Origin of the sequence: Emticicia sp. W12TSBA100-4 (genome assembly GCF_040253585.1) — a bacterium.
GTDB lineage: Bacteria > Bacteroidota > Bacteroidia > Cytophagales > Spirosomataceae > Emticicia.
Genome location: NZ_JBELAU010000004.1, coordinates 304504 through 326478 on the forward strand (window position 1 = coordinate 304504; position 21975 = coordinate 326478).

Annotated in this window: 13 protein-coding genes; 11 read left to right on the forward strand and 2 right to left on the reverse strand. The window is 37.5% G+C overall.

Annotated features, from left to right (window positions below; translation table 11 throughout):
- Positions 1 to 221: 221 nt before the first annotated feature.
- Entirely contained in the window at positions 222 to 695 is a 474-nt protein-coding gene (gene greA / locus ABR854_RS06990; protein ID WP_350264670.1) for a transcription elongation factor GreA, read from the forward strand.
- 116 nt (positions 696 to 811) lie between these two features.
- Here greA and ABR854_RS06995 read toward each other — a convergent pair whose 3' ends face one another.
- Entirely contained in the window at positions 812 to 2149 is a 1338-nt protein-coding gene (locus ABR854_RS06995) for a sigma-54-dependent transcriptional regulator (RefSeq protein WP_350264671.1), read from the reverse strand.
- Positions 2150 to 2449: 300 nt separating this feature from the next.
- Between ABR854_RS06995 and ABR854_RS07000 the strand changes: the two genes are divergently transcribed.
- A complete protein-coding gene (locus tag ABR854_RS07000) occupies positions 2450 to 3697 on the forward strand; it encodes an efflux RND transporter periplasmic adaptor subunit (RefSeq protein ID WP_350264672.1) in 1248 nt (415 codons plus the stop codon).
- A gap of 143 nt (positions 3698 to 3840) precedes the next feature.
- Here the strand turns inward: ABR854_RS07000 and ABR854_RS07005 are convergent, their stop codons facing one another.
- Positions 3841 to 4194: a four helix bundle protein gene (locus ABR854_RS07005; RefSeq protein WP_350264673.1), complete on the reverse strand. Its 354-nt coding sequence runs from the start codon at positions 4192 to 4194 to the stop codon at positions 3841 to 3843.
- 119 nt (positions 4195 to 4313) lie between these two features.
- Here ABR854_RS07005 and ABR854_RS07010 point away from each other — a divergent pair, with 119 nt between their 5' ends.
- From ABR854_RS07010 to ABR854_RS07050, 9 genes are all read left to right on the forward strand, one after another.
- Positions 4314 to 4991 carry an ABC transporter ATP-binding protein gene (locus ABR854_RS07010; RefSeq protein WP_350264674.1) on the forward strand — a complete coding sequence of 226 codons (678 nt, stop codon included), beginning with the start codon at positions 4314 to 4316 and terminating at the stop codon, positions 4989 to 4991.
- A gap of 145 nt (positions 4992 to 5136) precedes the next feature.
- Positions 5137 to 7533, forward strand: a complete 2397-nt coding sequence (locus ABR854_RS07015) for an ABC transporter permease (protein ID WP_350264675.1) — start codon at positions 5137 to 5139, stop codon at positions 7531 to 7533.
- A gap of 86 nt (positions 7534 to 7619) precedes the next feature.
- Positions 7620 to 10013, forward strand: a complete 2394-nt coding sequence (locus ABR854_RS07020; protein ID WP_350264676.1) for an ABC transporter permease — start codon at positions 7620 to 7622, stop codon at positions 10011 to 10013.
- Between the two features lie 30 nt (positions 10014 to 10043).
- Positions 10044 to 11492 carry a S41 family peptidase gene (locus ABR854_RS07025; protein WP_350264677.1) on the forward strand — a complete coding sequence of 483 codons (1449 nt, stop codon included), beginning with the start codon at positions 10044 to 10046 and terminating at the stop codon, positions 11490 to 11492.
- 103 nt (positions 11493 to 11595) lie between these two features.
- Positions 11596 to 14010: an ABC transporter permease gene (locus tag ABR854_RS07030; RefSeq protein ID WP_350264678.1), complete on the forward strand. Its 2415-nt coding sequence runs from the start codon at positions 11596 to 11598 to the stop codon at positions 14008 to 14010.
- Between the two features lie 102 nt (positions 14011 to 14112).
- Positions 14113 to 16506: an ABC transporter permease gene (locus ABR854_RS07035; protein ID WP_350264679.1), complete on the forward strand. Its 2394-nt coding sequence runs from the start codon at positions 14113 to 14115 to the stop codon at positions 16504 to 16506.
- 34 nt (positions 16507 to 16540) lie between these two features.
- Positions 16541 to 16834 carry a hypothetical protein gene (locus ABR854_RS07040; RefSeq protein ID WP_350264681.1) on the forward strand — a complete coding sequence of 98 codons (294 nt, stop codon included), beginning with the start codon at positions 16541 to 16543 and terminating at the stop codon, positions 16832 to 16834.
- Between the two features lie 101 nt (positions 16835 to 16935).
- Positions 16936 to 19371: an ABC transporter permease gene (locus ABR854_RS07045; protein ID WP_350264682.1), complete on the forward strand. Its 2436-nt coding sequence runs from the start codon at positions 16936 to 16938 to the stop codon at positions 19369 to 19371.
- 81 nt (positions 19372 to 19452) lie between these two features.
- A complete protein-coding gene (locus ABR854_RS07050) occupies positions 19453 to 21894 on the forward strand; it encodes an ABC transporter permease (RefSeq protein ID WP_350264683.1) in 2442 nt (813 codons plus the stop codon).
- Positions 21895 to 21975 lie beyond the last annotated feature (81 nt).

Sequence of the window (21975 nt, forward strand, 5' to 3'; positions counted from 1 at the left end):
TAATGTGGCTTTAAAAATCTCTTGATTTTTAAAAAAACTTTGTACCTTTGTTATTCAAAATAAGCAAATGAAAAGAAAACGAACAAATAAAGTCTTGTTTCACTCGAAAATAACGTAGTTTCTGGAATAAAAAGTCAATTTTACTCAGGGACGGTCGAAATTTTCGCCGTTTTTTTTTGTCTCACCCCTAAGCATTAGGGGTTTTTAAATTTAATAATGTTATGTCAAAAATTCAATATTACACAGAAGAAGGTTTTAATAACCTAAAAAATAAACTTCACGAACTAAAATTTAAAGGTCGCTCGGCGATTGCTGCCCAAATTGCGGAAGCTCGTGACAAAGGAGATTTGTCGGAAAATGCCGAATACGATGCTGCCAAAGATGCACAAGGTTTGATGGAAATGGAAATCTCGAAGCTTGAAGAGATTGTGGCAAATGCACGTATTTTGGATGAATCAACGATTGATACATCGAAGGTTTCGTTGTTATCAAAAGTAAAAATCAAAAACAAAAAAAATGGAGCTATGATGTCATATACATTGGTAGCTGAAGAAGAAGCTGATTTGAAATTGGGTAAAATTTCAATCAACTCGCCATTTGGGAAGGGTCTATTTGGTAAAAAACTCGGTGAAATTGCCGAAATTCAAGCACCAGCAGGTATTGTTGAAGTAGAAATTTTGGAGATTACGAGATAATTTCTCGCATGAGATATATAGTAAAGGGCATTTGTTTTGAAGCAAATGCCCTTTTTTGTTGATAGGCTGAAGTTTGATTTTCATCAATAAATAGTCGTACTAAGAAGTTACAAACATCAAATCCCATACTTCTCCACTCTCCTGTAAAGAGCCTGTCGAGTAAGTCCCATTTCTCGGGCGGCATCGGTGATGTTGCCGTTGAACTTCTTTAATGTCTTGATAATCAACATCTTCTCTACTTCTTCCAATTGATAAGTTTGGTCGAATGAAGGTGCTGTTTCTTGCCTTGTTTCGAAGAAAAAATCTTCGGGTTGTAGGGCATTTCCTTGCGAAAGTATCACTGCACGCTCAACTGCGTGTTGGAGTTCACGCACATTTCCTGCCCAATTATAACGCTGCAATTGCTTACCCAAAGCCGCACTGATACTACTCACAGGTCGATTATATTTTTTGCGGTAAATCTTCAAGAAATGCTCGGCCAGTGGCAAAATATCTTCGGGGCGTTCACGCAAGGGTGGAAGTTTTATTTCAATGGTATTGATTCTATAAAGTAAATCTTGGCGGAATGTGCGTTGAGCAACTCGGTCGTAGATTGGCTCGTTGGTGGCACAAATCAAGCGAATATCAATGTTTTTGGGCTTGTTTGAGCCAACTTTTGTTACACTTCGGTTTTGTAACACGTTCAATAATTTGGCTTGTAACGGTAGCGGAATATTCCCGATTTCGTCTAAGAAAATCGTACCGCCGTTGGCTTCTTCAAATCTTCCTGTTCGGTCTTCACGGGCATCGGTAAATGCTCCTTTTACGTGTCCGAAAAGCTCACTTTCAAACAAAGTCTCCGAAATTGCACCCAAATCTGAATGTACAAAGGCCATTTCAGTACGATTCGATTTTTCGTGTAATGACCTCGCTATCAAGTCTTTACCAGTTCCATTTTCTCCTAAAATCAAAATATTTGCGTCGGTGGCTGCTACTCGCTCAATGGTTTCAAAGATTTTGAGCATTGCGGGGCTACTGCCAATGATTTCTACTTTGCTGATTGGCTTTTTCTTTTCTTCACCCTTACCTGTTTTTTGCAATCGCATTTCATAGGCCGACTGCATGGTTTCGAGTAGCTTGGTGTTTTCCCACGGTTTCAAAACAAAATCAACTGCTCCCATTTTTATAGCTCGCACGGCCATTTCTACATCGCCATAAGCCGTAAAAAGCACCACCGAAATTCGTGGGTCAATGTCCAAAATGCGGTCGAGCCACTCGAAGCCTTCTTTGCCCGTATTTACATCACGAGTAAAATTCATATCAAGCAAAACCACATCGTAGCCGCCATTGGTAATCAAAAACGGAATGCGTTCGGGGTTTTTCTCAATATCCACTTGCGTGAAATGGCGTTTCAAGAATAACTTAGCGGCACTTAGCACATCAACATCATCATCAATTATCAGGAGTTTCGACATTTTCTTTTAGCTTTTTCTTTTAGCGAATCTATGACAAAAATTATTCCGCTACAAATTCTTCTTCCAAAGCTTTTTTGTAATCGTTTGATTATTAGTTGTTTGTGTATAATTTAAAAGTTTTTGATGCAATTTGAAGATATTCAGAAATCGTCCGACTGCGTACAAAGAATGTCCGAAAATGGACAGATTGAAGTCTTAGTATTTTTGTAAGTTATTGATAATCAGCAAATTGTCTTTTTGGCACAGCTTTGGAATAAATTTGAGAAAAATGAATTAGAAAAGACAATAGCATTTAGTACGATGGACAGACAGATACAGAAAAAGTTTTGGAACACACAGCGAATTGCAATGATTGGCGGAGGTGCATTATTGGCCGTTTTTTTGGTGTGGCAATTTGCCTTTGCCGATAAACGTTCAAAACTCAATGTTGAAAAAGATAAACTAACGGTTTCGACCGTAACTCAAGGCGATTTTGATGAATTCATCGTCGTTACAGGCGTAGTTTTACCTTTAAAAACCATCAGACTCGATGCCATTGTGGGTGGATATGTGAAAGAAAAAGTGGTCGATGGTGGAAATATGGTGAAACAGGGACAAGTAATTTTGAAACTCGAAAACCAAAACCTCAAACTTAATTTCTTGCAGTCAGAAACTGAAGCGAGTCGATTGGTAAATGACCTACAAAATACTCGTCAACGTTTAAAAGTGGAGAAATTTACGATTCGCCAAACACTCAATGACCTCGATTTTCAGATTGACCAAGCCAAAGATTTATACGATAGAAATAAAAAGCTTAATAATGATAAAGTGATTGCTGAGTCGGATTTTATGAAGTCGAAACGTGATTATGAAAAACTCGTAAAACAACGTGAAATCACACTCGAATCATCGAAATACCAAGAAGAAAATGCTGCAATGCAGATAAAACAACTCGAAGGAACGCTCGAAAGAACGCAAAAAAACGTGCAATTATGGCGTGAAACCCTCGAAAACTTGGTGGTAAAAGCTCCAGTTGGTGGTTTGCTTTCAAGCATTGATGTAGAAGTTGGTTCAAACATTAATCAAGGGCAAAACATCGGACAAATTGATGATTTGAATGGTTTCAAGATGCGAGTGGACATTGACGAGCATTATATTTCGAGAATTTTTGCTGGCTTGGGCGGTTCGTTTGAGTTTAACGGTAAAAATTTCGACTTAGAAATCACAAAGATTTATCCCGAAGTACGCAACGGTCGTTTCCAAGTAGATATGGTTTTTGCTAAAGGTGTTCCCGAAGGCATCAAGCGTGGACAATCATCACCGATTCGTTTAGAATTGGGCAAAGCAACAAAAGCAGTTTTGATTCCAGTAGGCGGATTTTTCTCTGACACGGGCGGAAATTGGGTCTATGTTGTGGACAAATCAGGCAAAAAAGCATCGAAACGCAAGATAACATTAGGCCGTAAAAATCCAGAATTTTTTGAGGTCTTAGAAGGCTTACAAGTAGGCGAACAAGTAATTACAAGTTCGTACGAGAATTTTGGGGATAATGAGGTTCTTAGCTTTTAGCAATTAGCTGTTAGCGATTAGCTTTTAGGCAAGTATATTCATTATCAATTGCCTATCTATTTTTATGTAATTAATTGATAGTTAGTATATTGCACAAAAAATAAATGCTAACAGCTAAACGCTAATTACTAACAGCAAAAAAGCTATTTCCCCAGTTTATGAATAAAAGTGTTTAACATTTTTCTAATCTCAATGAGTTCATTGTTCAATTTTTCATAATTATCAGTTTGAATATAACCCAAGTCATTAGAGAGTATCAATTGGTATTCTAATTCCGATGCCGAACCCATAACAATTGTTAAAAACCTTTTTAATTCTGCATCGGAGTTTCTACCACATCCTTCCGCAATATTAGTTGGAATTGATGCACAAGAACGTCTAATTTGACTTGTAAGGCCATAAACTTCCTCTTTTGGGAATGATTTAGTTATCAAATAAATATCTAAAACAAGTTGATGGCTTCGTTGCCATATTCTCAATTCTTTAAAATTTTTCATAACATAATTGGTAAAAATGATTTGCAATTAGCACTTAGCATTTAGTTCGTAAATATGATATTTTCAAAACTACACAAAAAAGCTAAAAGCTAATAGCTAACCGCTAACAGCAAGATAAAATGATAAAAACAACCAACCTTCAGAAAATCTTCACTACCGAAGAAGTAGAAACAACAGCCTTGAATGGCATTACGATGGAAATCAAAGATGGCGAATTTGTAGCTATCATGGGGCCATCGGGTTGTGGAAAATCTACATTACTTAATATCTTGGGCTTGCTCGATAATCCATCGGGTGGAAGCTACGATTTTTATGGAAATGAAGTGGCAAACATGTCGGAGCGTCAGCGTGCTTCGCTTCGTAAAGGCTCAATCGGATTTGTTTTTCAGAGCTTCAATCTGATTGACGAGCTAACGGTTTACGAAAATGTAGAACTACCATTACTTTACCTAAAAACTCCTGCCGACGAGCGTAAACAAAAAGTAGAATTGGCCCTCGAACGCATGAATATGATGCACCGCCGCAATCACTTCCCGCAACAACTTTCGGGTGGACAGCAGCAGCGTGTAGCCATTGCTCGTGCGGTAGTAGCGAAACCAAAAATGATTTTGGCCGATGAGCCTACGGGAAATCTCGACTCAACCAATGGCGAAGAGGTAATGAAACTTTTACAAGAACTCAACAACGAAGGCACAACCATCGTGATGGTAACGCACTCGCCTTACGATGCAGGTTTCTCGCACCGAATCATCAATTTATTTGATGGTAAGGTAGTTACTGAGAATTTTCATGTATAGTTTACGAGGTTTTAGGAAGTAGGTTTTAGGGGTTAGGTTTTGGGATTGTATAACCAATCTTAATAGTATCTAATTGCCGTTTTTTTAAGATAAATACTAAAACAAACCCTAAAACCTATTTCCAAAAACCTAAAACCTCAAAATAATGCTACGTAACTACATCAAAATCGCCTTCCGAAATCTTGTCAAAAACAAGGTTTATTCTTTCATCAATATTGGTGGACTCGCCGTAGGTATTGCCGTATTTTGCTTAATTTCATTATATGTAATTGATGAAATGAGTTTTGATAATTATCATACAAAGGCGGATAATATTGTAAGATTGGTGCATCATGCCGAATGGTCAGAAGGGCAAGCTCATCATGCCGTCACTTCGGCGGCTTTTGCACCAGCACTCAAAGCCGAATTTCCAGAGATAAAAGAGGCGGTTAGATTTGCTCCCGAAGGTGGTGGTGTTATCACTTTTGAAAACAAAACCATTAAAGCAGGAAATATATTTTTTACAGATAAAAATGTATTCGATGTATTTACATTTCCATTTTTAGTAGGGAGTCCAAAAACGGCACTTGCAGAACCTAATACAATTGTTATTACTGAAACATTAGCGAAAAAAATATTTGGTAATGCACAAAAAGCCCTGAACCAAACCATTTATTTTGATAAAACAGAAACCAATAAAATTACTGGTGTAATTCAGGATATTCCCAACAATTCACATTTACAGTTTGAAGGCTTGCGTGCATTGCCTACGGGTTTTACGGCAGGCTGGCAAGATTCAAATTTATATACCTATTTGCTCCTTGATAATGGTGTAGATAAAAATGTGCTTGAGGCAAAGCTTCCACAATTTGCTCAAAAAACGATTTTGAAAGAAATGAAGGTAGTTTCTTACAAAATGGAATTACAGCCTTTACGAGATATTCACTTGCATTCCGATTTGCAATACGAGATAAGTGCCAATAATACCATCAATCGCATGTATCTATTTATGGCATTGGCAGGTTTGATATTGATTATTGCCATCATTAATTACATGAATTTGGCAACAGCCAGAGCTGGGATGAGAATTCGTGAAGTTGGTGTTCGTAAGGCCATTGGCTCTACACAAAGCGATTTAATTGGCTTATTTATTGTTGAATCGCTTAGTTTTAGCATCATCGCTTCAGTTATTTCAGTCTTTTTAGTGGCTGGTTTGCTTCCGTACTTCAATCAGTTTGCAGGCAAATCTTTAGAATTAAATAGATTTGGTATTCTTTCTTCCATAGGCATTTTTGCTCTATTCAGCTTGTTTATTGGTTTTCTTAGTGGGAGCTACCCCGCTTTTTTTCTTGCTCGATTCAGAACCATTTTGGCATTAAAAGGCCTGACAGGAAGTTTAAATCAAAGTGTGATTTTTAGAAAATCATTGGTAGTTTTTCAGTTTGCCGCAACCATTATTTTAATTGCTGGAGCCTGGATTATTTACCAACAATTACAATTTTCAGCCGATAAAGACCTTGGATTTAATCGAAAACAAGTAATAACAATACATATTGATGATAGAAGTTTGCGTTCAAATATTGGCTCTCTGAAAGACCAATTGATGAAAAACTCATTGATAGAGAATGTAGCTGCTGCGGGAAATCCGATTGGCAATAATAATTTAGGTCAAACTCCTTACTTTTTTGAAAAAACAGATGGTTCTATTTCTACCAATTCAAAAGTAGTGCAAGAACTTACGGTTAATCCTTCTTTTGTGCCTACGATGGACATACAAATGAAATTAGGCAGTAATTTCTCAGAAAATAAGCCAAGCGATGTGACCGATGCGGCCCTTATCAATGAGACTTTAATGAAAGAATTGGCTTATACAAACCCCATCGGAAAAAGAATTCAAGTAAAAATAAATAGAGAAGGAGCGATTGCCGAACGACGAATCATTGGTGTATTCAAAGATTTTCATACGTATTCGTTGCAACATAGAGTAGAACCGATGGTGTTGGTAATGCCTACGCAAGCATCTATGGAAGACAATCTTTATGTGAGAATAAATACCTCAAAAACCAAAGAAGCATTGGCTTACATTCAAAAGACCTTTCGAGAATTTGACAAATTAAACCCAATTGAAATAAATTTCTTAGACCAAAATTTTGCTCGACAATACGAATCAGAGCAAAAACAAGGAGTACTTTCGCTATCCTTTGCCATTATTTCTGTTTTACTGGCTTGTCTTGGCTTATTTGGTTTGGCTGCTTTTACTGCACAGCAACGAGTCAAAGAAATAGGCATCAGAAAAATATTGGGAGCGAGCATTGGTTCAATATTCTTTTTGTTGAATAAAGATTTCATAAAATTGGTCTTGATTGCTTCTGTAATAGCCATTCCGATGGCCGTAATTCTAATGAGTAATTGGCTGCAAAATTTTGCATATACAGTCGAAATTCGCTGGTGGGTATTTGCTGGAGCAGGTTTTGTTTCTTTGCTCATTGCTTTACTGACAGTGAGTTTCCAGGCCATTAAAGCTGCATTAATGAACCCAGTGAAGAGTTTGAAAACGGAGTGATATAAGGAATTAGGAGGTAGGATTTAGGGAAAAGTAACCAAATCCTATGCCCTAATTCCTAAAACCTTTAAAATTATGAAAAAGCTATGATAAAAAATTATTTCAAAGTTGCCCTCCGTAACCTTGTTAAGAACAAGGTTTACTCGTTTATCAACATTTTTGGTTTGGCTACTGGTATGTCGGTTGCCATGCTCATAGGCCTCTGGATGTATGATGAAATTTCGTTTGATAAACATTACGAAAACTATGACCGCATTGCCCAAGTAATGCAGCATAATTTGTATAATGGCAAGAAAGAAACGCAGATGTCGAATCCCGCAGTGATGGCCGAAGAAATTCGGAATACCTATGGCAGTGACTTTACGTATGTGTTGCAATCTTCTTGGAATTCAAGCCATATTTTGACGGCTGGCGAGAAGAAATTCACTAAAAACGGCAGTTATTTTGAGCCAAAAGTAACCGAAATGCTTTCGTTGAAAATGCTCAAAGGTACTCGTGATGGTTTGAAAGAACCCTACTCAATTTTGTTGTCGGAGTCGGTGGCAAAAGCCTATTTTGGCGATACCGACCCCATGAATAAAGTCATGCGAATTGACAACAAAACCGATGTAAAAGTGACAGGCGTTTATGAAGATATTCCTTATAACTCTACTCTAAAAAATGTGTCTTATCTGATGCCGTGGGAATTGTATCTGATTACCAACGATTGGGTTAAAAAAATGGAAAATCCGTGGGGAAGTAATTTCACACAAACCTTCGCTCAGATTGCCCCCAATGCCGATATGAATAAGGTTTCGGCTAAAATAAAAAATGTCAAACTTAATAAACTGAACAAAGAGGAAGCAAGATATAAGCCCGAAGTTTTCTTGCATCCGATGGCAAATTGGCATTTGCATGGCGAATTTAAAAATGGCATAAATACAGGCGGTCGCATTGAATTTGTGTGGCTTTTTGGCATTATTGGGGTTTTTGTATTGCTTTTGGCTTGTATCAATTTTATGAATTTGAGTACGGCACGCAGCGAAAAACGTGCAAAAGAAGTAGGCATTCGCAAAGCCATTGGTTCGGTGCGTGGACAACTTATTAGTCAGTTTTTCAGCGAGTCGCTTTTAGTGGTTAGCCTTGCTTTTGTGCTTTCTATCGGCTTGGTATTGCTCATCCTACCATTTTTCAATGAGTTGGCCGATAAGAAAATGAGTATTTTATGGACAAATCCGTATTTTTGGTTGCTCGGAGTCGTTTTTAGTATTCTCACAGGCTTAATTGCGGGCAGCTATCCAGCTCTTTATCTATCTTCTTTTCAACCCGTTAAGGTGCTTAAAGGCACTTTTCGTGTGGGGCGTTTTGCCTCTATTCCTCGCAAAGTTTTGGTGGTAGTTCAGTTTACAGTTTCGGTAACTCTCATCATCGGCACAATCGTAGTTTTTCGACAAGTGCAGTTTGCCAAAAGTCGTCCTGTGGGTTATACCCGAGACGGTCTGATAAATATTGAAATGCAAACGACTGATATTCATAAACACTTTGATGTAGTAAGATACGAACTACAAAAATCGGGTGCGATAGTAGATATTGCCGAGTCGGGCAGTCCACTCACTGAGCATTGGAATAGCAATGGTGGCTTTGATTGGAAAGGCAAAGACCCAAATTTGGCCGTTGATTTTCCGAATAACCCTGTTTCGCACGAATACGGCAAAACTATCGGCTGGCAATTTGTGGCAGGCCGAGATTTTTCACGACAATATACTTCCGATTCTTTGGCTTTTGTCTTGAATGAAGCCGCTGCCAAATACATGGGTTTCAAAAATCCGATGGCAGCTATTGACGAAACCGTAAAATGGAACGGAAAGGCTTATAAAGTCATAGGAGTTATCAAAAATATGATTGTGCAGTCGCCTTATGAGCCATCTCGTGCTTCATTGTTTCATTTAGGTCAAGACGAAGGCAATGTGGTTATTATAAAACTTAGCCCCGACCGACCTGCCAGCGAATCGCTCAGCAAAGTAGAAGAAGTATTCAGAAAATATAATCCTGCACAGCCTTTTGAATACAAATTTGTGGACGAAGACTACGCCAAAAAGTTTGGTAACGAAGAAAGAGTAGGCAAACTCGCCACATTTTTTGCCATTTTGGCCATTTTTATCTCGTGCCTTGGATTGTTTGGATTGGCAAGTTTTGTGGCCGAACAACGCACCAAAGAAATCGGTGTAAGAAAAGTGCTGGGTGCAACCATTACCAATATTTGGACATTGCTATCGAAAGATTTTGTGGTTTTGGTGCTTGTTTCTTTCTGCATTGCTTCGCCAGTCGCTTACTTCTTTATGAGTAGCTGGACTCAGAAATACACTTATCGCACCGATATTTCGTGGTGGATATTTGCAGTAACTGGCCTCGGAGCCTTGATAGTTACCCTCCTAACGGTAAGTTTTCAGGCCATCAAAGCAGCGGTAATGAACCCTGTGAAATCGTTGAAAACGGAGTGATTTCTCGTCCATTTTATGAAATATTTTATTATGAAAGTTTACATTTTTTTATTGTCTTTTATAGCTACAGTCTATTTGAATAGCTGCTCAGGTAACAGACTGAGGCAAACCAGTCAAAACAAATTAGGCAACCGCTTTCTAAGGGAAAATGAGACTGTCAATCCAATTCTTAAAGGCTACTGGAAATCTATCGGAAATGGTTATATTTTAGATGCCACCTCAGATAGTATTTTGCTGTACAGTTATACCAAGAATTTCTGTTATAAAGAAAAGAACGACTATATAGAAGGTCTTCTAAATTCTAAAGCGAGATTTATCTTAAATAATGATACGCTAAGTATATTTAGTACAGATTATGGAGATAAATCTTCAGTATTACAAATAAAACGAGACTATGTTCGCATAAAAAATTTACCTGACAATCATTTAAGTTTTTCTCAAATGCAAAAATTAGAACCGAAAAAATTATTTAATCTTTTTATAGAAACCTATTCGGAAAACTATGCCTTCAGCAAAGAGAGGGGTATTAATTGGGATAGCATTAAGGCCGAATTTGAGAGCCAAATTTCAGATAAAACGACAGAAAGCGAATTATTTCATGTTTTTGGACAGATTGTTACACGAACAAAAGACCAACACACAAAAGTGATTGATGTTACAGGACAAACTATGCAATATCGCATCACACCTTCTGCTGAAATAGTGTCGGAAGTTTTTAGAAGTCAATCAAATATTAAGAAGTTAGATGACTATTTCAACTTATTTTTTAATACAAATTATAAAAATATTTCAGATAGTTTATTGCACGGAAAAGGACATAAGGTCGCAAACGGAAAATTAGAATGGGGTAGCCTGAATAATAACATAGGATATATCAATATTCATTCATTTGATGGTTTTGTAACAAAGAGCCATTCAAGAAAGCAACAAATTGATTCGGTAAACTATCACATGGAAAATATAATTAAAAATTTACAAAATAAAAAAGCCATAATTATAGATATCAGTTTCAACTTTGGAGGCTACGACGCATCAAGTCTGACGTTGGCAAGTTATTTTACAGAAAAGCCTTTATTTGCTTATATCAGTCAAGTTTACTTCGGAGGCATGTTTTATAACGAATCCAAAGTATATATTCAACCTTCCAATAAAGTGAGGTTTACCAAGCCAGTTTATATATTGATGACTGACATAAGCCGCAGCCAAGCAGAAGGTTTTGCCATGACTATGAAAGCGAATTCTAACGTAAAACTTGTTGGAACTAATACTTTAGGAATTTTATCAAGTATGCTTGGCAAGTCTATTGGTAATTTTTATTGTACTTTATCTAACCAACGTTTGATTATGCCCAATGGTAAATATTATGAAGTAACTGGTGTTGAACCTGACATCAAAATGACAGTTTTTAATAAACAAAATATATTTAACGGACACAAAGATTCTATCAACAAGATTGTTGAAATTATAGAAAGTAACTGATAATTAAATACGTAATTATAAACATCATTAAGTTACTGGCAGTTTGTGAACAAAATCACTTCAAGAAATAAGCGTTTTGGTAAATATATTAAATCACAAAATTATGATACGCAATTACCTAAAAATCGCATTCAGAAACCTTCAAAAAAACAAGGTTTACTCATTTATCAATATTGGTGGGCTTGCCGTAGGTATGGCTGTGGCGATGCTCATTGGGCTTTGGGTGTATGATGAAGTAAGTTATAACCGTAACACCCAAAACTATGACCGAATTGGACACGTACATAACCACGTAATTGAGCCATTAGAAAAAAAAGCTGATTATGCAACCACCATGCCACAACCAGTGGCAACGGTATTGCGTGAAAAATACGGACATATTTTCAAGCATGTAATCTTGCTGCAATGGGCGGGCAATTATTCGATAAAAATTGGTGAGAACAACTTTGTGAAAAGTGGACAGTTTTTCGATAATGGTGTGCTTGATATGTTTTCGGTGAAAATGCTCAAAGGAAACAAAGAAAGCCTAAACGACCCACAAGGAATCGTTATTTCGGAATCGACCTCGAAAGCACTTTTTGGCGAAAAAGACCCTATTGGACAAACAGTCAAGCTAAATAATAAGATAAACTCTAAAATTACAGGAGTCTATGAAGATATTGCCAAAAATTCATTTTTGGGCGATGTACAATTCATCGGAAATTTTGAGAATATCAAAGCAACCTTTCCAGACATTAAAGCCAACGAAACCAATTGGCAAAACAGTTCTCAAAGGCTTTTTGTACAAACCAACGATAACGTAAGTATCGACCAAGCAAATGCGGCTATCAAGGATTTTTATTTCAAAGATGGCCCTGATAATCTCAAAGAACTTGCCCAAAAATACCAAGCAATTCTTTACTTAAACCCAATGAAAAACTGGTATCTCTACTCTGAGTACAAAGATGGATACCCGTCTGGTGGACGAATAACTTTCGTGTGGCTTTTTGCTATTGTTGGGCTATTTGTATTGTTGTTGGCGTGTATCAATTTTATGAACCTAAGCACTGCTCGTAGCGAAAAACGAGCCAAAGAAGTAGGAATCCGAAAAGCCATTGGTTCTGTAAAATCTCAACTGGTCAATCAATTTTTGAGCGAGTCGTTTTTGGTTGTTTTCTTTGCTTTTATCATTACAATTGTCTTGGTTTTGCTTTCTATTGCACCATTCAATGAGCTAACCGATAAGAATATCCAATTGCCAATATCAAACCTTTATTTTTGGTTAATTTGCTTGGTATTTTTACTGGCAACCTCTTTATTATCAGGCATTTACCCAGCATTTTACTTGTCGTCATTCGAGCCTATAAAAGTGCTTAAAGGCACAATCCGACTGGGTAAATATGCTTCGTTGCCACGTAAAGTATTAGTAGTAGTGCAATTTACGGTATCAATAATTTTAGTCATAGGTACAATCATCGTTTATCAACAAATTCAACATGCACAAAATCGCCCCATTGGCTATAATAAAGAGAGTTTAATAAGAATTCCGATGGACGACCCCAATTTCAATAATAACAAATTGATAATGAAAGAAGAGATTCTTAGAAACGGGGTGGCAGACAAAGTGGCTTTTTCGAGTAGCCCTGTAAACGCAATTTGGGACAATTGGAATGGATTTACTTGGAAAGGGAAAAAACCTGAGTCGGAGTCGTCGTTTTCGGTAACATGGATAAACGAAGATTATGGTAAGACTATTCAATGGAAACTCAAACAAGGAAGAGATTATTCGACTGATTTTAGCACCGATACTGCTGCCGTAATTATCAATGAATCGGCCGCAAAATATCTTGGTTTGAAAAATCCAATTGGCGAATATATAACCAATGATGACACGAAACAACGCCGACAAATAATTGGAGTAGTAGAAGATGTAGTGGCCGACTCGCCGTTTGAGCCTGTAAAAATGGGGTTTTATTGGTATGTCAAAAATCCAAATGATGTAGGACAAATGCTAATAAAAATCAAACCAAATTTATCAGCAAATGAGGCATTGGCAAAAATCGAATCAATTCAGAAAAAATTAGTGCCATCTGCTCCGTTTCAGGTCAAATTTACAAGCGAAGAATACGGACAAAAATTCAAAGCCGAACAACGAATTGGAAAATTGGCAACTCTTTTCACGGTTTTAGCCATTTTTATTTCATGTTTGGGGCTTTTTGGCTTAGCAAGTTTCGTGGCTGAGCAACGCACCAAAGAAATTGGTATTCGAAAAGTATTGGGTGCTTCTGTTGCTAACCTTTGCCAAATGCTTTCAAAAGATTTTGTGCTTTTGGTCATAATCTCTTGCCTTATCGCTGCACCAATCGCTTACTATTGCATGAATAATTGGCTACAAAAATATACGTACAGAACGGAAATTAGCTGGTGGGTCTTCGTAGCTTCGGGCGTTGGTACGTTGCTAATTACCTTATTTACAGTAAGTTATCAGTCCATAAAAGCAGCCATGATGAACCCCGTGAAATCGTTGAAATCGGAATAATAAAATAGTTATTCGTTACTGGGGAACTGGTAATTGGTGAATAGTATCCCCGTGCCAATAACCAGTTTCCAGTAACCAATCACCAATCACCAATACAAAATTATGATACGCAATTACCTAAAAATCGCCTTCCGAAACCTTCAAAAAAACAAGGTTTACTCATTCATCAATATTTTCGGGCTTTCGGTAGGCATGGCCGTGGCTATGCTGATTGGTCTGTGGATTTTTGATGAATTTTCTGCCAATAAGCACCACAAAAACTATGAAACCATTTATCAAGTCAGGATGAACCAAACTTTTGATGGACATCGTGGTTCGCAACAGGCATTGCCTTATCCGATAGGTGAAGAATTGAAAAATAAATATCCTGATTTTCAGTCAGTTGTGATGTGCGATTGGGGCGGCAACCGCTCATTGGTAGTGGGTAATCAGAAATTTCTTAAAAACGGACATTATATTGGCGAAGAAGCCATTGATATGTTTTCGTTGAAAGTATTGAGTGGGGATAAAAATCCATTAAAAGAACCTTATTCAATTGTGTTGACAGATGAAACCGCCCAAGCAATCTTTGGAAAACAAGACCCCATTGGTAAAACCCTCAGAATGGGGAACTCGGTGGATTTAAAAGTAACCGCCATCGTTGAAAAACAACCTAAAAACGCCACTTTACAATTCGATTATTTATTGCCTTGGGCATTGCAGGAAAAACAAAATCCTGACTATATCAAACGCACCTCAACCGAATGGGGAAATAACTCTTTTCAGGCTTATGTACAACTAAAAGAGGGGGTGACGCCTGAAAAAACCAATGCGAAAGTTAAAAATATAGTTCTGAGTCATTTTGTTGGTGATAAATTGATGGAAAATACCATAAAACCAGAGGTTTTTATTCATCCAATGGCAAAATGGCGTTTGTATAATGAATTTGAAAATGGACAAAATTCAGGCGGTTTCATTAAATATGTAAAGCTTTTTGGGATTTTTGGTATTTTCGTTTTGGTCATTGCTTGCATCAATTTCATGAATCTCAGCACTGCTCGTTCTGAAAAAAGAGCGAAAGAAGTAGGAGTTCGTAAAGCTGTTGGTTCGGCACGAGAGCAGCTCATCGGGCAGTTTTTGAGCGAGTCGCTTCTGATTGCATTTTTTGCCCTAATCTTAGCATTGATTATCGTGCTTATATCACTACCATCGTTCAATACACTCACCGAAAAATTGATAACGCTGCAATTTGGGAATCCAATTTTTTGGGGAATTATACTTGTTTTTACGCTATTTACAGGGCTTTTAGCAGGAAGTTACCCTGCCTTATATTTGTCTTCGTTCAATCCAGTGAAAATTCTTAAAGGCGGTGTTCATGTTGGCAAAAGTGCTTCTTTGCCTCGTAAAATCTTAGTTGTGATACAATTTACCTTTTCGATTGTGCTAATGATAGGTACAATTATCATTTATCAGCAAGTTCAACATGGCAAAAATCGTCCGATAGGATTTAATAGCAAAAGCCTTATTTCGGTGGATGCTTCGCAAGGCTTGACCAAAAACTTTGAACCGCTCCGCAATGAATTGTTGGCTTCTGGAATGGTTTCTTCGATTTCTAAATCAAACTCACCGCCTACGCAAATATGGAGCAATAATAATGGTTGGGAATGGAAAAACTCAACTCCCGAAGACAAAGGAGCAATTTTTAATACCATTGCTACAACTTACGATTATACCCAAACGATGGGCATAAAACTCAAAGAAGGACGAGATTTTTCTAAAGATTTTAGTACCGATTCGATAGGTGTCATTTTGAATGAAGCCGCAGTTAAACGCATGGGCTTGAAAAATCCTGTGGGAGAATTAGTGAAATGGAATGGCCAAGAGCGTAGAATCGTCGGAGTTATTCCAAATATCAACATGGAGTCGCCTTTTCAAGCTATTTCGCCTCTAACAATCATTTTCGACAAAGATTGGGTCAATATTTTGTGCATACGAATCAATCCAAACGTTTCGGCTTCAGAAGCAATTGCCAAGATTACGCCTATTTTCGATAAGTATAACCCAGGTTATCCTTTCGATTATAAATTTGCCGATACCGAATATTCTAAAAAATTTAATTACGAAGAACTCATCGGCAATCTCTCATTAATTGTATCTATTCTCGCCATTTTTATTTCGTGTTTAGGCTTATTTGGCTTGGCTTCATTTATGGCCGAACAACGCACCAAAGAAATAGGTATCCGAAAAGTCTTGGGTGCATCGGTTACTAATCTTTGGGGATTATTATCACAAGATTTTGTAAAATTAGTTGTTTTTTCTTGCCTAATAGCCTCACCAATAGCCTATTATGGCATGAGTCAGTGGTTAGAAAACTATAAAGAGTATAAGATTGATATTGGCTTTGGAGTGTTTTTGTTGGTACTCTTATTATCGCTGGTCATAACGCTACTAACAGTGAGCTACCAAGCCATAAAAGCGGCTTTAATGAACCCAGTGAAATCGTTGAAAACGGAATAATTATTTGTAAGAAACCATCTAAACCTATTCAATTATGGCACATATAGCAATTCCGCTTCCGATGGGAAACGGCAAACAAGAAGTAGAAATTGAAGTAACCATCAATGGCGAACGCCAACAGCTACATTATAAAGTAGAACTTTTTTATTGGGCCGATTGCGAAGTTCCGACCATCGACCGTGCGGAGTGCATTCGTCAGATGCTTTCAAACTACGACCAAGACTGGACGCTCTATTACATTGGTTCTCCTACCGAAACCTTTGTGCCAATCACCTTCGTGAAAAAAGACGATTGGGTCAGACAAAAAGAAATGATGCAGTTTGCTTAGGTAGGCGAATGCCACTTTCTCAAATAGAAGAGTTTGATTTTGTTGTTGGTTACTGAAAAAACTCAACCAGTAACTACTAACTAATCATAAATCACAAAATTATGATACGCAATTACTTAAAAATCGCTTGGAGAAATCTCCTCAAAAACAAACTGTATAGCTTCATCAATATTTTTGGTCTGGCTATTGGGCTTACTTGTTTTTTATTGATAACCCTCTATGTTGTTGACGAACTCAGCTACGACCGACAGTTTAAAGATGCCGAACGAATCTATCGGATAAATTCTGATATTAAGTTTGGTGGAGCTGAACAACGAATGGCCGTGAGTTCTGACCCGTTTGGTGCTACACTCAAAAAAGATTATGCTGAAGTCGAGCAGTACGTTCGTCTTTATTCCAATAATAGCCGTCGATTTATCAAAAAAGGAAGTGAGTTTTTGGTCGAAAATAATTGCCTTCATGCCGACTCAACGCTTTTAGATGTTTTTCCACTGAATATCCTGGAAGGAGATTCAAAGAAAGTTTTAGTCGAACCTAACACTCTTATTATCAGTCAAACGGCCGCACAAAAGTACTTTGGCAATGCCTCAGCTCTGGGCAAAACGCTTACAATAGGTCTGCAAAATCCTGTCGAATATAAAGTCACGGCGGTTTATGAAGATATGCCCACCAACGCCCATTTTCAGACTGATATGTTTTTTCCGTTTAAGAATATCAACGATTATAAGTTCGATAATTTCTTGAGTCATAATTTTTATACGTATATCAAACTCCGAGAAGGTGTTGATTATAAGCAATTTGAAAAGAAGTTCGATGTAGTTGTGGATAAATACATTTTGCCACAAGCGAAGACTTTCATGGATATCAAAAACATGGATGATTTTAGAAAAGGAGGCAATTATCTCAAATATTCACTCACACCATTGTTGGATATTCACCTAAAATCTGACCGAATTTATGAAATAAGCCCTAACAGCGATATTCAATATGTTTATATTTTTTCGGTGGTGGCTTTGTTTTTATTGCTCATTGCGTGTATCAATTTCATGAATCTCAGTACGGCTCGCTCTGCCAATCGTGCCAAAGAAGTGGGCATTCGTAAAGTGATGGGAACCCAACGCAATAGTCTTATCATGCAGTTCATGTCAGAGTCGGTGCTGACGAGCTATTTGGCTTTTGTAATATCGTTAGTAATTACAATTTTGCTGATTCCGTATTTTAATGAAATCGCAGGAAAACAATTTACTACTCAATCGCTTTTTCAGCCGCAGTATTTGCCGTTTTTAGTGCTTTTACCTTTGGTTGTGGGTGTTTTAGCGGGTTATTATCCTTCCTTTTTCTTATCATCATTTCGCCCGATTGAGGTCTTAAAAAGTAAACTCAATGCTAATTTTCGCCGTTCAAATTTCCGAAATACCTTAGTTACCTTTCAGTTTGTTACGTCGTTGGTTTTAGTTATTTCAACTTTTATCATTTACCGCCAACTTAATTATATTCAACATAAAAATTTAGGTTTCTCGAAAGACCAAATCTTGGTTGTAACGGGAACTTCGTCGCTGCGAGACAACAACAATGTTTTTAAAGAAGAAGTAAAGAAAATGGCGGGAGTTAAAAATGCCACTTTTGCTGGTTTCCTACCAGTGGCCAACTCTTCGAGAAGCGATAATACTTTTTCGACCGAGGCGGTTTTTAACACCCAAAATAGCTTCAATATGCAAGCTTGGGAAATTGACGAAGATTATATTCCGACACTCAATATGGAGGTATCAAAAGGCAGAAACTTCTCGAAAGCATTCAGCACCGACTCTTCGGCTATTATTCTGAACGAACAAGCAGCCAAACTAATTGGCTTTGACGACCCAATCGGAAAAAAACTATACATCAATAATGGCAATCCGAATGATGTTGGGGCTCTGACTATTGTAGGCATTGTCAAGAATTTTCATTACTCATCTATGCGTGAGGCGGTTGGGCCTTTGTGTTTCCTTTATGGCAGAAGTGCGTGGGCAACGGCATTTAAAATAAATACCGAAGAGCCACAAAATCTTGTAAAACAAATAGAAGCGAAATGGAAGGTTTTTGCTCCAGAAATGCCTTTTAACTACCATTTTATGAACGAATCATTCGATGAAATGTATCGAGCCGAACAACGGATTGGTCAAATCTCTTTGATTTTTGCGGGGCTTACGGTCTTGATAGCTTGCTTGGGTTTATTCGGACTCATCACCTACATTGCCGAGCAACGCACCAAAGAAATCGGTGTCAGAAAAGTGCTTGGAGCGAGTATTTGGAGCATCGTTCGACTACTTTCAACAGACTTTCTAAAATTGGTTTGTTTGGCCTTTGTGATAGCGTCACCATTGGCGTATTATGCCATGAATACTTGGCTAAAAGACTTTGCATTCAGGACTGATATATCGTTGTGGGTTTTTGTGATAGCAGGTATAGCTACTTTGTTAATTGCTTTATTAACAGTGAGTTACCAGGCAATAAAAGCTGCTTTGATGAACCCTGTTAAATCATTGAAAACGGAATAGAAAATAGTTAATTGATTGATTAGTTACTGGAAATTGGTTTAAAATACCAGTTTCCAGTAATCAGTCACAAATCACAAAATTATGTTACGCAATTACTTTAAAATCGCTTGGAGAAACCTCCTCAAAAACAAAACATTCAGTTCGATAAATGTTATCGGATTGGCAGTGAGTATGTCGGTATGTTTATTGATTTTATCAATCATAGCTGACCAGAAAAGCTACGACCAATTTCATGTAAATAAAGACCGAATCTATCGGGTTATAACTACGGGCAAAAACAACAACGATTTTAAGGGTACGGCTTCATCGGCTTTACCATTGGGTGAAGAGTTACGGAAAAGCTATACTGGTATAGAGGCTTCGGCAAGTTTGGCCAGAAACATTGGCGGAGATATTTTCTACAACGACAAGATAGCTTCGGGCGGAGGATATTTTGCCGATGGAAATTTACTGAAAATCTTAGATTTCAAACTCATTGAAGGCGATGCCAAGACTGCTTTAGATAATCCTCGTTCGTTGGTTATCAGTCAAGAACTTGCTTCTCAACTTTTTTATAATGAAAATCCTGTTGGGAAAACTGTAAAATTTAAAAACACAGATTTGAGTCCGACAGGTGTTGATAATGGAAATCGAGAAACCGAATATGGCCTTTTTACGATTACTGGTGTGATGAAGCCAAACGAAGGTAAAACGCATTTACCCTTCAAAATATTGGCCTCGCTTAGTACGCTCCCCACACTTTCTAAAGATTCACTCGTGAATTATTCGCCCAATGATTGGAATAATGTTTGGTCGAATTATACCTACGTTTTGATGCAAAAAGGAAAAACAGAGGCCGATTTGCAACAAATTTTAGATAAAGTATCGGATAAATATTTTCCGAAAGGAGAATACAATCAGTATGCCTTTAAAGCTCAAGCTCTTACCCAAATTACACCGAGCAACCCTATCGGCAACGAAACTCACACGGCTGTTCCTGAAGTCGTACTTTGGGTTTTGGGAATCTTGTGTTTGATTGTCATGTTGTCGGCTTGTTTGAATTATACCAATCTTTCGGTGGCAAGGTCGTTGACTCGTGCTAAAGAAGTAGGTGTGCGAAAAGTGTCGGGTGCTACTCGAAGCCAAATTTTTGGACAATTTATTGCTGAATCGGTGCTGATTTCATTGGTTTCGTTGGTGTTTTCGATTTTCATCTTGTTTGTTTTGCAATCACTTTTCACAAACTTAGCTTTCAATAAATACCTAAATATCACCTTCACGCAAAACATTTCTTTATACCTGCTTTTCATTGGTTTTAGTATTGTGGTTGGCATTGTTGCGGGTGTTTTACCATCGGTTTATATTTCGGCTTTTAATCCAATTCAGATTCTGAAAAACTTCGGAGGAGTGAAAATTTTCAAACGCCTCACCATACGCAAGGCTTTATTGGTCGTACAATTTTCGGTTTCGTTGATTTTTATTATTTCAACCTCACTTATCTATCTGCAAACCGACCATATTTTCAATTTTGACTACGGATTTAATAAAGAAAATGTAGTAAACGTAACTTTATACAAACAAGAAAATTATAAGCGTTTTGCTCAAGAAATCTCTACGAATAAAGACATTACGGCGGTTTCGGCGTGTATGTATCTACCCGCCACTGGCACTCAGAATGGCACGGTAATCAAGAAAGCCGATAACCCAAAAGATAGTTTGCAAACTACCTTTATTGACATTGATGCCAAATGTTTAGATGTGTGGGGTTTGAAGTTAGTTGCGGGCAAAAACCTCCCCGAAATTCCGAGTGAAAACGGTGAAAAATATGCCCTTATTAACGAAAAAATGGTAAAAAACTTTAAGCTCGGAACTCCACAACAGGCAGTTGGGCAGAAGGTTTTGATAGGAAAAAGCAACATCGAAATTGTGGGCGTAGTAAAAGATTTTCAGTTTTTGAATGTCATGTTAGATATTGAGCCATTGGTGCTTCGCAATCGTCAAGCAGAGTTTAATTATGCTACAATCAGAATCAACGGAAAAAATCAAGGAGAAACGCTCAAGTTTCTTCAAGAGTCATGGAAAAAAGTAAACCCTATGACAAGATTTGAATATGAGTTTTTCGACCAAGAACTACTACTTGTTCATATAATGTTTAGCAACATTGCCAATGTTTTAGGATTCATTGCTTTTTTAGCGGTTTTTATTTCGTGTTTGGGCTTATTGGGAATGGCTACTTACACGGCAGAAACTCGCAGAAAAGAAATTGGTATCCGCAAAGTTTTGGGTTCGGGTGCTTTCCAGATAATTATGTTATTATCGAAAAATTACATTATTCTGATTGGCATTGCCGTAGTTATTGCTACGCCATTGGCCTATTTTATCAATAGTTTTTGGCTCGAATTCTTTGTTTCAAGAGTCTCTGTAAGTCCTGCGGTATTGCTATTTAGTGTCTTTACTTTGTTGATAATTAGCTTCTTAACAGTTTTATCGCAGTCGTGGAGAGCAGCAAAAGTGAATCCTGTGGAGTCTTTAAAAAGTGAATAATAAAATAGTGATTGGTTACTGGGAAATTGGTAATTGGTTCAAAATACTCATTCCTAATAACCAGTTTCCCAGTAACCAATC

Coding starts and splice junctions, on each gene's coding strand:
- ABR854_RS07015 (WP_350264675.1), top strand. CDS start 5,137: ATGCTACGTAACTACATCAAAATCGCCTTCCGAAATCTTGTCAAAAAC.
- ABR854_RS07045 (WP_350264682.1), top strand. CDS start 16,936: ATGATACGCAATTACTTAAAAATCGCTTGGAGAAATCTCCTCAAAAAC.
- ABR854_RS07050 (WP_350264683.1), top strand. CDS start 19,453: ATGTTACGCAATTACTTTAAAATCGCTTGGAGAAACCTCCTCAAAAAC.
- ABR854_RS07010 (WP_350264674.1), top strand. CDS start 4,314: ATGATAAAAACAACCAACCTTCAGAAAATCTTCACTACCGAAGAAGTA.
- ABR854_RS06995 (WP_350264671.1), bottom strand. CDS start 2,149: ATGTCGAAACTCCTGATAATTGATGATGATGTTGATGTGCTAAGTGCC.
- ABR854_RS07035 (WP_350264679.1), top strand. CDS start 14,113: ATGATACGCAATTACCTAAAAATCGCCTTCCGAAACCTTCAAAAAAAC.
- ABR854_RS07020 (WP_350264676.1), top strand. CDS start 7,620: ATGATAAAAAATTATTTCAAAGTTGCCCTCCGTAACCTTGTTAAGAAC.
- ABR854_RS07030 (WP_350264678.1), top strand. CDS start 11,596: ATGATACGCAATTACCTAAAAATCGCATTCAGAAACCTTCAAAAAAAC.
- ABR854_RS07025 (WP_350264677.1), top strand. CDS start 10,044: ATGAAAGTTTACATTTTTTTATTGTCTTTTATAGCTACAGTCTATTTG.
- ABR854_RS07000 (WP_350264672.1), top strand. CDS start 2,450: ATGGACAGACAGATACAGAAAAAGTTTTGGAACACACAGCGAATTGCA.
- ABR854_RS07005 (WP_350264673.1), bottom strand. CDS start 4,194: ATGAAAAATTTTAAAGAATTGAGAATATGGCAACGAAGCCATCAACTT.
- ABR854_RS07040 (WP_350264681.1), top strand. CDS start 16,541: ATGGCACATATAGCAATTCCGCTTCCGATGGGAAACGGCAAACAAGAA.
- greA (WP_350264670.1), top strand. CDS start 222: ATGTCAAAAATTCAATATTACACAGAAGAAGGTTTTAATAACCTAAAA.